Raw genomic sequence first — 13,550 nt, forward strand, 5'->3', positions numbered from 1 at the left:
GGGGGGGGGTCAGCGGCGGGTGCCGCGGGTGGGCAGGTTGTCGAATCGGGGCCGGTCGCCGTCGCGTACGCGTCGCCAGGCGCGCCGGTAGAGCTCGGCGGCCGGTGCGAACGGCACGGTCACACCGAGTCCGGCCGTACCGTCGGGTGCGAGGTCGAACAGGGCGGTCTTCCAACCCTCGATCGGCGCCTGCCCGCTGCCGCGTTCCAGCCACGGCCCGGGCAGGAACAGTGACCGGCCGGCCCGGGACCGGCTGGCCTCGACGACCAGTTCGGTGCCGGCCAGTTCGGCGCGGGCCGCCTTCAGCCGGGCCGGCTTCCAGCCGGTCCACGTCGCCGTGTCGCGGTCGGTCGGGTCCGGCATGGCCAGCAGCATCAGGTACACCGCCGCCGCGTCGGCGCCCAGGCCGTGTTCCCCGGCCACCTGCGCGACCAGGTCCGGCACCGACCGGGTCGGGTCCTGCGGCCACCAGGTCCCGTCCGGGGACCGAGCCCCGCCGGCCGGATCGCCCGGATCGCCGAGCAGCGCCGCGAACCGCGCGTCGCGGACCAGGCGCAGCGCCACCTCCATCGGGTACGGCTTGGCCGCGTCCGACCGCAACGCCGGCAGGTACGGGTCCGTGCCGTCGGCGTCGAGCAGGTCCGGGCGCAACGCGGGCCACGGTTGGCTGTACTGGGTGGCCAGGACGATGGCGCCGTAGCGTTCCCAGCCCGGCCCGGTCTCCGAGGCGGTGCCCGCCACCTGGCGGAACGCGGCCAGGGAGACGTAGTGGTGGAGGTCGAGCAGCAGGTTGGGGTTGGTCAGCCGGTCGCGGATCACGGCCAGCGCGGCCGGCAGCGCCGCCCGGCACGGGTCGCCGGCCGGCGTGTGGTGGGCGACCCAGGCCGCCAGGGCGACCGTGGAGAGCAGCACCACACCGGTGAAACCCGTTGCCCGGCCGTCGGTCTGCCGGGCCCGGTCGCCCTTGACCTCGAAGGCCAGATCGGTGGTCAGCTCGGCCGAACGGGCGGGGTCGAGCAGCGCCGGCAGGGCCTTCGTGGGCCCCCAGCCGGTGCGGACCGCGCGCACCGCCTCGGCGAGCAGCTCCTCGGGCACCGCCACCCGGCGTCCCACGGCCGCGGTCCAGACCGCCGCGGCGGCGGCCACGTCCGGGCCATCGGTCCACAGCCGGGCCGGGTCGTCGGGCAGCAGCGCCGAGACCGCTGCCAACCGGACCGCCGGGCTGGCCTCGTACAGCATCTCGTAGGCCAGTTTGACCTCGCTGACCTTCCTGATGCCGAGCGCCTTGCGCACCTCGGCCGGCCCGGCCTTCATCGAGTCGCCGGACAGCAGGCCGGCCAGCACCAGCTTCGCGGCGGTGGGGGTGAGGCCGGTCAGCTCGGCGAACTGGTCGGCCGCCTCCGGCCGCCAGGGCAGCGGGCCGCGCTCGGCCCGCTCGGTGAGGAAGGCGGCCAGCCAGCCGGCGGGCCGTTCGTCGCCGACCGGCGCCGAGGACCGAACCGTGTACGGCTCGGGCACGGCGAACACGCCGGCCGGGTCGTGGTGCAGCGCCTCGAAGGAGTAGCCGGTAGGCGTGCTGATGGAGTTGAACACGGCGATGAACGCCCCGTCGGGCAGCGGCAGGATCCCGGGCCGGGGGTACCGGCGTGTGCCGTCGGGGTTAACCAGGTCGCCGTCGAGCAGGTCCAGGGTGAGCCGGCGCCACCGCGCCGGTTCGGTCAGCGCGCTCAGGCCGAGCCGGTCCAGTTCGGTGAGCAGGGCGCACAGCGTCTCCCGGTGTTCGTCCGGGGTGACCGCCGTGACGGCCCGGTAGGCGACGGCGGAGACGGAGCCGAGCAGGCGCCACCAGTCCAGGGCGGACGGCAGCGACGGCCCGTCGAGGTGCAGCCGGGCGGCGGGTCCGCTCGCGGTGGCGGCGCGGCGCTGGGCGGCGAGCGCGTGCAGCTGGGTGAACACGTAGGTCGAGCTGCTCGCCACGTAGGCCGGGTGCAGCCCGTTCAGCGCCAGTTTGAGCTGCTCGTCGGTGGGCCCGGCCACGACGGCCGCCGGCGCCTCCGCCTTCGGGGCGGACATCGTCCTGGTGAGCCGCTCGGTCACCGCGTCCAGGTCGGTGCGCACCCGGGCGGCCATCCGCAGCACCCCGGCCACCCCGGTCAGCACGGCGTCGTGGCTGACCGCCGGCAACGTCGAGCGGATCAGCTCGACCAGCGCGTCCTTGTCGTCCTCGTCGACGGTGGCGGACGCCCCCACGCCGGGTCGTGCGCCGCCCGTGGTTGCCGCGACGGTGGCGGGAAGGCCGGTACTGGCCTGCGTGGCCGCCGTCAGCCCGGAGCGCGACGCCGCCTGGGCGGCCGCTTCGGCCAGGGCGGCGCGGCGCTCGTCGAGGGCGGCCGTGAAGAGCGCGGCGGCCGTGGCCCGGTCCGTCCCGCGCAGGGCGGTGGAGCCGGCCGGGTCCCGGGGCAGCATGTTGCCGAGGAACTCCGGCCCCGGCAGCGGCACCGCGGTGGGGGTCCGGTCCCGATCGGCCGACGCCTCGGCGGCGGCCGACGCCGAACCGTCCGGGTGGACCAGGACGAACCCCCTGAGGACGGCCCGCGGCCGGTCGTCGCCGGGCAGCACCACCGCCGCGATGGGCTCCTGTCCCGGGCCCACGGTGACGCCACGGCCGGCCAGGTCCTCGCCGCGTACCGAGCCGTCCGGCAGGGTCGCCACCCGCCAGCCGAGCAGGCCGTCCACCGGCGCGGCGGCGGGGGTGACCCGGTCGGACAGGGCCGGCCGCAGCCAGCTCGCCGACTCGTGGAGGCGGCTGCCGCCGACCGGGAGGTCGGCCAGGAACCGGGGCAGGCTGCACCGGCCGTGGGTGTTGCGCAGCGGGTCGTACTCGCGCCAGGCGGGGCCGCCGCCCTCCTCGCCGGAACGGTAGACCCAGTGGGAGGTCCCGTCGGTGATGACCGGCAGTTGCTCAGGGACGGCGGTGTCGCCGGCGTGCAGGACGCCGTCGCCGGTGGTCCGTCCGCCGCCGGACAGCGGCAGGGTGATGCGGTTGCCGCGCGCCTGGCCGCCGTGGTGAGGGCCGCGCAGGGGCTGCGGCTCGCCGGGCGACGAGTGCCAGTAGCCGCGCAGGTTGTAGTCGCACTCCCGGGAACGCCAGAAGACCAGCAGTTGGCCATCGACGTAGTGGTAGCCGGGCGTGCCCCACATGTCGCGGGCCGGGATGCGCAGGTCGTGGCGGAGCACGATGCCCTCGGCGCCGAGCACACGCACCGTCGTCGGCCCGGCCAGGATCAGGTACGGCCAGGCCTCCTGCCTGGTCAGCTCGACCCGGCGGTCACCGCCGGTCACCTCCAGCCAGGCCTGCTCCCAGTCCGGCCAGCCCAGCTCCTCGATGATCCCGCCGCGCAGGCTGCGGGTGACATGCTCGGTGAGGTCGGTGTCGAGAGCCGCCCTGAGCTCGCCACCTCCAGCGGGGTCCCCGGCCCCGTCGAGGCTGTCGGACACCAGGCGCAGCGCCTCGACCGAGATCCTGCCCAGCCAGGTCACCGACGCCGGCAGGTACGGCAGCCCGGCGGCGAACCGGTTCCGGATGCGGGCCCGCAGCCAGTCGCTCAGCAGTGGCCGGATGCCCGGCGTCACGACCAGCCGGCGCTGGGCCTGCTGCTGGTCGTCGAGCTGGTCGAGGCCCCGGCGCAGGGCCCTGGCGAACCGGTCGTCGCCGGCGACGGCGAGCAGATCCCGCTGCCCCTCGACGCGGGCCCAGTGCACCAGATCCAGGACGTCGTCCTCCTTCGGCGCGGCGACCGGCAGGCCGAGGGCGAGCAGCAGGTCGAGCAGGTCCAGGTCGCCGTCGGCGGTGAGGGTCCCGCCGCTGTCGGTCAGTTCCGCGCGCAGCCGGTCGGCCATCCGCTCGACGAGCGGGTACAGCTCCGGCAGTCGCCCATGACCGCGCCCCGAGTTGGCCCGGCTCAGGAAGCGCCGCAGCCAGCCGACGGAGCCGTCCTGCGGGCGGGCCGGCTCCGGCACGTCCGGGTCGGACAGCCCGGCGAGCGCGCCGGTGTCGGTCAGCAGGGCCAGCCACGCGACGAGGTTGTCCCGATCGGTGGGCATCAGGTCGAGCAGGCTGCCCCGGATCGCCGGGTCGCGGCCGGCCAGCGCCGTCACCGCCGGCAGGTGCGCCTTCCACCAGCCGGCCGGCGCCTCGGCGGCCACCGGCAGCCGGAGCAGCGCGGTCAGGTAGGCCGCCTCGCGGTCGGCGACGGCGGCGGCGCCGGTGGCCTTGGTGGCCTTGGTGGCGGCCTTGACCAGCCGGGTCACCGCGTTGGCCGACTGGGTGGACGGCACCACGCCGGCCGCCGCGGCCCGCAGCGCCAGCCGGCAGAACCGCTCCAGCGCCTCGTCGGCCGGCAGCTGGGCGGCCAACTCCTTCGCGTGGCCGGCCAGCGCGGTCGCGGAGACCACCCTGGCCGCCGCGAACTCCACGTAGACCTCGTCCAGCCGCTCCAGGTCGACCGGCAGGCCGTGCTGCGCCTCCGCCTTGCGGGCCTTGTTGAACAGCTGCGTCGCGTAGGCGTCCTGCCCGGCGGCCAGGAACACCCGCGCCGCCTGCTCGAAGAACGTCGGCAGGAAGTGCGGCAGCGTACGGGCGAACCGGTCCGCGACGCTCTGGTGCCCGTCCAGGGCGGTCTTCGGCCGCGACCGCACCTGCTTGGCGAGCTTCTGCAGCTCCGGCACCACCACCAGGGCGTGCCGACCGTCGGCCGGATGGTGCACCAGCACCCACTCCGGGAAGGCCAGCGGGCGGCGCGGGCCCAGCCCGACGACGGCCGGCTCGGCAGCCGGCGCCAGGCCGAGGAACCCGACGGCGATGTCCTCGCCCTCGCCCAGTGCGGCATCGACCAGGCGGACCACGGGCCGGTCGTCGAGGGCCGGGTGCCGGTAGGTGCGGGCGGTGAGGGGCACCGCCCGGTCCCCGGCCCCGGCCGTGCCGGTCGGCAGGACCGCGCCGGCGGCCAGCAGGCTCTCGGCCGATTCCTCGCCCGCCGACGTCGTCATCCCGGTCACGCCTTCTCCCCCTTGCCGGTCAGGGCGCCGGACAGGGCCGTCGCCATTCGCATGCCTTCCGACCAGGCCACCGGCCCGACCTCGGCCAACCTCAGCGTCGGCCCCTCCACGACCGACCAGGAGAGCGCGCCGAGGGTCGCCTCCGAGTCCCAGTAGTCCTCGCTGAACCACAGGGCTGCCTCCACCGTGTGGCCGCCCTCCCACACCCGGCACCTGACCTGAGAGCCGGAGACCCGGAAGCCGAAGGTGGCGGCCCGCGCGGCCAGCCGGTTGGGGACCGTGGTGCCACGGAAGTCGGTGACCGTGGTGTCCCGGTCCCTCAGCTCGGCGGGCTTGCCCCAGGTGCCCCGGTGCAGTTGCTCGACCCGCTGGGCGACGTCGAGCTCGTCGGCGAACTCGCGCAGGTCGGCCAGGTGGGGCAGGCGTACCGGGTGGGGCAGCGTGGCGGTGGCCGGCGAGAGCCGGACGGTCTCCCCGTCGAGGTTGACCACGCGCAGGTCGCCGGCGTCGGTGACGTCGCGCAGCAGGCCCGGCTCGGCCGGGTCGTCCCCGAGCACCACCAGGTCGCGCAGCGCGTCCCGCCAGGCCGGGTCCGGCCAGATCCGGGCCAGCAGCCCGGTCGGCACCGGCAGCGAGGACATCACCCAGGCGTCGACCCGGGCCAGGCATTCGGCGGCGTGCCGGTCCAGCCACTGGGCGAGCTGGCGCAGCCGGTCCACCTCGGGATCGTCGCGCAGCGCCTTCGGCAGGGTCTTGAGTGGACGGCCGCCGGCGCGCGGGCCGACGGACCGGGCCGCCACCTTTCCGTCCACAAGGGAGATCTCGTAGGAGTCTCCCACCGGTAGCCAGCCCATCAGGAACACCCTCCGCAACGGCGAATCAGCCAGATTTCGTGAGAAACCGGCCGCGATCGACCAACGTGAGGCACGCTAACAGTAGTGACCGACACGACAGGGGCCGCTCCGCAGGGGCACCGCACCCAGGCGGCCGGACGAAAGGGACGAGACCCGACGGAGCCGCAGGTCCGCGCCGGCCCGCACGCGCCGCGAGGCGTCGGACCCGACCCGCAGCGGCGGCTTCGAGTGACCCAGGTCACCCTTGCGGCGGGTGCGGGACCGGCCGGCGGGTGCGGGACCGGCCGGCGGGTGCGGGACCGGCCGGCCGGCCGTCGATCGGAGCCGCTGCCGCCCGGCCTCACGCGCCGAGTAGCGCGTCCCGCACACCGGTCTCGCGGCGGCCGAGGTGCGCCGGATCGCGACCGGACAGGAGGTCCGCGGCGGCCTTCACACAGGCGCCGTACTCCCGGGTGGAGCTGATCCGCCACGTCCTGTCGTACCGGCGGGCCGTCTCGTCGCCGACCCCGCTGGCGTCCACGCCGAGCCGCCGGCACACCGCCACGGCCCGGGGCAGGTGGAAGGACTGGGTCACCACGGTCGCCCGGTCCACCCCGAAGACCCGCTTCGCCCGGGCGCACGAGTCGTACGTGTCGAAGCCGGCGTGGTCCAGCACCACCCGCTGCGCCGGCACGCCGTTGTCGACCAGCCAGCGCCGCATCGCGCCCGGCTCGTCGTACTCCGGGTCCATGTTGTCGCCGGAGAGCAGGATCGCGCGCACCTTGCCGGCGGCGAGCAGCCGGCGGGCGATCTCCAGACGGGCGGTGAGAAACGGCGAGGGGGTCCCGTCGGGGTGGACCTTGGTGCCCAGCACCAGTGCGACGGGGGCCTCGGGAACGTCGTGCTCGGCGAAGACGTGCCCCTGCGCGCCGCCACGGATCCACTGCACGCTGACCACGACGCCACCGGTCAGCAGCACCGCGCCGACGACGGCCGCGCCGACGATGCGGCGCAGCCAGCGCACCCGCCTGCCGCCGGACGGGCGCGGCCTTCGGACCAGGTTGGAGAGTCGACCGCGCATGGGGCGAGTATTCCAGGGCGGCCCGCGATCTCGACCTGCGCCCGGGGGCCCGCCACCGCAGCGCCACCAGACGGCGCAACAGGCCCGGCGATCTCCCGCACCGGGTGTGTGCGCACCGCGGGGCCGGTCGCCCGATTGTCCGCGTGGCGGCCGGTTGGTACAACGGAGACGCCGCCATCCGGCGAGGGGGAACTGGTGACCACACCGCGTCAGGACGGTCTCGCGAACTCGATCGTCTTCTCCGCGTTCAAGCTGCTGTTTCCGAGTTCGGCCGACCGGATCGACGCGATCCGCGACATCAGTTCCGCCATCACGGGCCTCGACCAGAACAGCCGGGCCGCCCGGGCCCTGCCGCGACGCCTCGAGGAGGCGGCCGACCACATAGCGTTGCGCCTCGAACGGATCGAGGCGGTCGAGTTCCCCTCGCTCGACGAGGCGGAGCGCGACCTCGCGGTGGAGGGCGTCGTCGCGGCGTTGAAGGCGGCCGATCCCACAGTGGAGGGATTCGTCCGGGACGCGGTCACCGAGGAGGTCCTGTACGACCAGCTCCGCCCGGCGGCACGACACGCGTGGCGGCGGGCGCAGCTCGGCGACGCCGCCGTCCGGTACGGCGAGATCTTCCTCCGCGAGGCGTGCGCGTACGTCGTCGGCATGGTCCGCGACCTGCCCGGGTTCGACAGCGAGGTGGTCTGGGAAACCTACATCACCACTCGCAAGCTCGACTTCATGCTCGAGGCGGCGATCGCCAACATCGTCCTGCCGCAGTACCGCGCCGACGCGTTGCCGGAGGAGAGCCGGCTGGAGGCCGCATACCGCACGGACATCGTCACCGAATACAAGTACTCCGAGCTGATCGGCCTCAACCTGCCGGCCGAACTGCGTCGGCAGCCGGTACGCGTCGCGTACATGCGGCTGCGGTCGACGCCGCCGCGCGCGCCGTCGGGCACCCCCGGCGGCCCCGAGAGCGCCGACCGGGACCCCCTGAAGGTCGACGCGACGCTGGGCCGCGCCGTCAAGGCCGCCCTGGCACGCGGCACCGACGGCGTCCGCCTCCTGCTCACCGGCGTCGCGGGATCGGGCAAGACGACGATCACCCAGTGGCTCGCGATCACACTGGCCGAGCAGCGGCTCCCCGCGACGCTCTCGCACCTGCAGGACTGCGTGCCGGTCGTCGTCCAGCTGCGCCACGTGCACAGCGGGGGCGCCGGCCCGTCGTACGGGAGCATGGTGCGGGCCTCGGCGCACCGCGGCCGGGCGGAGCTGGTCGGTTGGATCCAGAAGAAGCTCGACACCGGCCGCGCCCTCGTCGTCTTCGACGGGCTCGACGAGTTGGCGCCGCACGACGTCAGCCCGACCATGGCGTGGATGGAGAAGGTCGTCGCCGCCCATCCCGCCGCCCACTACGTCGTCACGTCCCGACCCGACAACATCGACTACGCGCGGTTCGCGGCGCACGGGTTCCAGCAGCTCAGCCTTCTCGAGACCACGCCGGACGAGGCCCGGGAGTGCGTACGCCGGTGGTTCACGGCGTTGCTCAGCGCGAGCTCGCCCGAGGACCGGGCCAAGTACGTCGAGCGCCGCGACCACCTCCTGGCCGACCTGCGCACCAACCGCAACGTCATCGACCTGAGCAGGACCCCGCTGCTCTGCGCGATGCTGAGCGCCCTGTACGCCAACCGGCTCTCCGGCGCGGCGCCGGACAGCCGCGTCGACCTGTACGACCAGGTGGTCACGACCCTCGTCGATCTCCGCGAGCGCGGCAAGCAGGTGCCGCAGGGCGAGTTCCAGCTCGCCGCCCGGGAGAAGCTGCTGCTGTTGCAGTCGCTCGCCGCCTTCATGACCGTCCGGTCGAAGGCGACGGTCCGCCTCCGGCCGTTGGCGCGGCTGATCGAGCTGCGCGGCGGGTTCGACACGGGGATCGCCGCCAACATCACCGAGCCGACGGCGCTGGAGGTGCTCGACGCCGAGCTGAGGGGCATGGTCGCCGTCCGCATGTCGGGCGGTGAGGTGCTCGACCACTTCCTCGACCGCAGCGTGGTGTTCCAGCGCGTCGGTCACAATCAGGGCCACTTCGTGCACCGGTCGATCCAGGAGTTCCTGACCGGCCGGGCGTTCGGCTACCGCGGCGACGTCGAAGGGCTGCTGCGCAACGTCGAGTCCCAGGACTGGCGCCGGGTGCTCGCCTTCGCCGCCGGCACGGCCGGGCAACGAAACTTCGCGACGCGGCTGGTCCGGCGGCTGCTGGCGGCGGCCGAGCCGGGCACCGCCTCGCACCGCGAGATCCTCCTGCTGGTCGCGGAGTGCGTCACCGCCGCCGGGCAGGTCGATCCCGACGTCGCGGCCGCGGCACGCCAGGCGGTGTCGGCGGTGCTGCCACCGCGCTCGGTGGCGGAAGCCGAACTGCTGCCCGGCCTCGGGGAGGCGCTGCTGCCGTGGCTCGACGTCCACGACGGGATGTCTGCGGCGGTGGTCGAGGCGTGCGTCGCCGCGGCGGCGCAGATCGGCGGGCCGGAGGCGTTGGCCACGATCGCGCGGCACAGCCAGTCGGCGCGCGGTCGCGAGGTCACCCAGGTGTTCGTCGACAGCTGGGGCTACTTCGAACCGTCCGCCTACGCCGCCCGGGTGCTGGGCAGGATCGACCTCTCCCAACGGCTGGTGCCGCTGGGCACCCAGGAGCAGGTGACCGCCGCCGCATCCGTGCCCACCCTGCGTGCGGCCCGGGTGACGACCGACCTCGGCCGGCCCGATCTGTCGTTCATCTCGCCGCTGCGCGGACTGCGCGACCTCGACGCCCAGCGGCTGCCGAGTCTGCGCTCCGCGGCCGGCGTCGCGACCCTGACCCGGCTCCGCCGGCTCAACCTCAGCCGCAATCCGCACCTCGCCGAGGTCTCCGCCGTCGCCGGCCTGCCGGCGCTGCGCGAGCTGTACCTCGACGAGTGCCCGGAGATCGCCGACCTCACGCCGGTCGGCGGGCTCGCCGGGCTGCGGGTCCTCTGCCTCGACGGCGCCCTCGCGGTGGCGGACTTCGCCGTGCTCGCCGGGCTGTCGGCCCTCACCACCCTGTCGGTCACGGACTGCGACCTCGCCTCGCTCGACATCTGCACCAATCTGCCGGAACTGCGCACCCTGCGGGCGCGGACCGCCCCGGGGGTCGCCGACGCGACCGGGCTCGCCACCTGCGGCGGGCTGCGGCGCCTCGAACTGCGGCTGGCCGACGGCGCGGCGCTGCCGCAGCTACCGCCGGGCCTGACGTCGGTGCGCCTGTCCGGCCGTACGACCACAGCGGCTCTCGCCCGGCTGGCTGCGCTGCGCGACCTGCGGCACCTCGCGGTCGACGGCGCGACGGAGCTGGACTCGATCGCGCTGATCGGCTCGCTGCCCCGCCTCGCCGAGCTGCGCGTCACCGGTGCCACCAACCTGCGGACGGCTGCCGCCCTGCGGGAGTGCCGGTCGCTCGAGACGCTGGACCTCAGCGGGGCCGGCATCTGGAACCTCGACTTCCTCGAGGGGGCACGACACCTGCGCCGGGTCACGCTCGACCGGTGCACCTCGCTTACCGACATCTCGGGCCTGCACGGCCTGCCGAGGCTCGAGCACGTCAGCATGACCGGCGGCGTGCACGGCGTGTCGGACGAGGCGGTCACGCAGCTGCTGCGGGCGGCCCGGGCACCGCTGTCGGTCGACCACGACCCGTTCCCTGATCTCTACGACCGGCCGTACGACCCGTCGGACTTCGACACCGGGTGAAGCCGGTGCCGGTCGGCGCGACGTCGGGCATCCCATCACGGGGAGGGACGCCGCGCCGGCCAGCCAGTTCCGGGTCACGCAGGCCCCGGCCACGTAGTCGCGCGGCGGCCGGGTCCACCGCCACGGCTCGCGCCGCGTGGCTCAGCCCAGGACCTTACGCAGCCAGGCCAGCTGTTCGAGCTGCTGCTCGGCCTCGCCGCCCTCGTGGTCGTTGAACTCGTACACCCGCAGTTCCTTGTCGCCGCCGTAGCGGTGGTAGGCGGCGAAGCAGGTCGAGGGCGGGCAGACCTGGTCCATCATCGCGATGGAGAACAGCGCGGGTGCGCTCGCGCGGGGCGCGAGCACGGCGGCGTCGAAGTAGGACAACGTGTCGAACACCCGGTCGACCCGGTCGCGGTGCAGCTTGAGGTACTGGACGATCTCGCCGTAGGGGCCACGGGAGGCGACCTGTACGCCGCGCCGGAAGTCGCACAGGAAGGGCACGTCGGGCATGGCCGCCGCCACGCCCGGGAACAGCGCCGCCACCGCCAGGGCGAGCCCGCCGCCCTGGCTGACGCCGGTGACGGCGACCCGCTGCGCGTCGACGGCGGGATGCTCCCGCGCGGCACCGGCGAAGCGCACGGCGTCGGCGATCAGCCTGCGGTAGTAGAAGTCCTCCGGGTCGGTGACGCCGCGGGTGAGGAAGCCGGGCACGGTGCCCGCCGGATAGCGGTGCGGGTCGGCGGTGGCGCCGGGCGCCGCGCTCCAGCCCTGGCCCCGGGTGTCCATGACTAGGTGGGCGAAGCCCGCCGCGGCCCAGAACAGCTTCTCGTGGGGCAGCCCTCGACCACGGCCGTAGCCGAGGTACTCGACCACGCAGGGCAGCGGGCCGGTGGCGTTCGCGGGCAGGTGCAACCAGCCGTGCACGGGCTCGCCGCCGTAGCCGGGGACGGTGACCGAGTGGGTGCGGATCTGGGTGAGCCCGGTGTCGACGGGCTCGTACACCGCCGGGCCGGGTTCGTCGGCGCCCAGCGTCCGCGCCCAGAAGGCACCCAGGTCGGCGGGGACGGCCAGGTCGGGCCGGTACGCCCAGCAGTCGGCGAGGGTGAGATCGCTCAGAGCCACAGCATGGCCTCCGTGACAACAGGATGGTCGGGTGTCGGTGGGTCGGGTGGCGCGGCGACCCAGGAGCGGATCGCCGCGGCACCGGGGCCGCCTCGCCGGCTAGCCGGCGTCGGCCATCGCCGAGGCGAACCAGCCGGTGATGGTAGTGGGGTGGGTGATGGCGGTGCCCACCACGACCGCGAACGCGCCGGCCCGCAGCGCCTGCGCCGCCTGCGCGGGGGTGTGGATCCGGCCCTCCGCGACCACCGGCACGTCGACGGCGCGGGCGAGCCGCGCGACCAGGTCCAGGTCCGGGCCGGGTTGCTTGCTGGTGTACGCCGTGTAGCCGGCCAGGGTGGTGCCGACGAGGTCGGCGCCGGCCCCGGCGGCGGCGATCCCCTCCTCCAGGGTGGCGCAGTCGGCCATCACCAGGGCACCGGTCTGCTCGTGGACGGCGGCGACGGTGTCGCCGAGGCTCCGGCCGTCGGGTCGCGGTCGGCAGGTGCCGTCCAGCGCCACGATGTGCGCGCCGGCCCGGGCCACGGCCAGCGCGTGCTCGAGCGTGGGGGTGATGAAGACGTCGTCGTCCCCGTCCTTCCAGAGCCCGATCAGCGGCAGGTCGACCGCGTCCCGGATGGCCGCGATGTCCGCCAGCCCCTGGGCGCGGATGCCGGCGGCTCCCCCCTCGACGGCCGCGAGGGCGACCCGACGCATCGTGTCGGGGTCGCGCATCGGCTCACCGGGGTAGGCCTGGCAGGAGACCACCAGGCGGTGCCGGAGCCGCTCGATCAGCGCGTTCATTCCGCGTCCTTCCAGGCGAGTGAGGCGGCGCCGAGCAGTGGGGCGTCCGCACCGAGGGCCGAGGCCAGGACGGGCACGTCGGCCAGGACGGGCAACGCCTCCCGGCGCACGGCGTCCCGGAGGGCCCCCCACCAGGGCCCGCCGAGGCCGGTGACCCCGCCGCCGATCACCACGGCGTGGGGGTCGAGCACGTTGACCAGCCCGCCGACGGCCGAACCGACGGCGGCCCCGCCCAGCAGGACGACCTCCCTGGCCGTCTCGTCGCCGCCGTCGGCGCGCGCGGCCACGGCCCGCAGGTCGGCGACCGGCTGGCCGCTGCGGCGCGCGTACTCGCCGGCGAGGGCGGGTCCGGCGGCGATCGCTTCGAGATGCCCCCGTCCCCCGCAGGTGCAGGGCAGCGACCCGGCGTACGGGGAGGGCTGGTGCCCGGCGTGCCCGGCCGCGCTGTGGGCGCCGGCGAGCACGCGGTCGCCGGCGACGAACGAGGCGCCGACGCCGGTGCCCACGGCGACGTAGAGCACCGTGTCGTGCCCGGTCGCGGCGCCGTGGCGCGCCTCGCCGAGGGCGTGCGCGTGCACGTCGTTGACGACGGCGACGGGCAGACCCAGCAGTTGTCGCAGCCGCCCGGTCAGGTCGGTGCCGGCCCAGCCGGTCAGCACGTCGGTGGCCGAGAGCACCCGGCCCGTCCGGCTGTCGACGACCCCGGCGCTGCCGACCCCGAGGGCCCGGACGCGCGTTCCCGCCGCCCGCGCCCTCAGTTGGCGCACGAGGTCGGCGGCGGTGTCGAGGACGGCGGTCGCGCCGGCCCGGCCGGGGGTCGGGGCGGTGACCCGGTCGAGCACCACCCCCCGCCGTGTCACCAGGGCGGCGGTCGTCTTGGTGCCCCCGATGTCGAGCGCGGCGACCGTCTCGTCGGCGTCGGCTCGGGGCGTGTCTGCCTCGGCCAT

The 13,550-nt window shown here is 75.2% G+C and carries 7 protein-coding genes; 1 reads left to right on the plus strand and 6 read right to left on the minus strand.

From position 1 onward, the window contains the following. Nucleotides 1-9: 9 nt before the first annotated feature. From ACQ452_RS17035 to ACQ452_RS17045, 3 genes are all read right to left on the minus strand, one after another. A complete protein-coding gene (locus ACQ452_RS17035; RefSeq protein WP_433385574.1) occupies nucleotides 10-5,058 on the minus strand; it encodes a hypothetical protein in 5,049 nt (1,682 codons plus the stop codon). After that, nucleotides 5,055-5,912, minus strand: coding sequence for a DUF4132 domain-containing protein (locus ACQ452_RS17040; protein ID WP_433385577.1), 858 nt, complete (start codon nucleotides 5,910-5,912; stop codon nucleotides 5,055-5,057). Before ACQ452_RS17040 ends, ACQ452_RS17035 begins: the two co-directional genes overlap by 4 nt. A 340-nt stretch (nucleotides 5,913-6,252) precedes the next feature. Further along, on the minus strand, nucleotides 6,253-6,972 hold the full coding sequence (locus ACQ452_RS17045; protein WP_433385580.1) for a SanA/YdcF family protein: 720 nt from the start codon (nucleotides 6,970-6,972) through the stop codon (nucleotides 6,253-6,255). A 195-nt stretch (nucleotides 6,973-7,167) separates the two neighbouring features. Here ACQ452_RS17045 and ACQ452_RS17050 point away from each other — a divergent pair, with 195 nt between their 5' ends. Then, a complete protein-coding gene (locus ACQ452_RS17050; RefSeq protein ID WP_433385583.1) occupies nucleotides 7,168-10,719 on the plus strand; it encodes an NACHT domain-containing protein in 3,552 nt (1,183 codons plus the stop codon). Between the two features lie 141 nt (nucleotides 10,720-10,860). Here the strand turns inward: ACQ452_RS17050 and ACQ452_RS17055 are convergent, their stop codons facing one another. The 3 genes from ACQ452_RS17055 to ACQ452_RS17065 form a co-directional block, all read right to left on the minus strand. Continuing rightward, entirely contained in the window at nucleotides 10,861-11,823 is a 963-nt protein-coding gene (locus tag ACQ452_RS17055) for an acetylxylan esterase (RefSeq protein WP_433385586.1), read from the minus strand. 99 nt (nucleotides 11,824-11,922) lie between these two features. After that, nucleotides 11,923-12,603: an N-acetylmannosamine-6-phosphate 2-epimerase gene (locus tag ACQ452_RS17060; RefSeq protein WP_433385589.1), complete on the minus strand. Its 681-nt coding sequence runs from the start codon at nucleotides 12,601-12,603 to the stop codon at nucleotides 11,923-11,925. Continuing rightward, entirely contained in the window at nucleotides 12,600-13,550 is a 951-nt protein-coding gene (locus ACQ452_RS17065) for an ROK family protein (RefSeq protein ID WP_433385592.1), read from the minus strand. The genes ACQ452_RS17060 and ACQ452_RS17065 overlap by 4 nt, the downstream gene beginning before the upstream one ends.

Source organism: Micromonospora sp. KLBMP9576 (genome assembly GCF_050941805.1).
In the GTDB taxonomy this organism is placed as follows: Bacteria; Actinomycetota; Actinomycetes; order Mycobacteriales; family Micromonosporaceae; genus Micromonospora.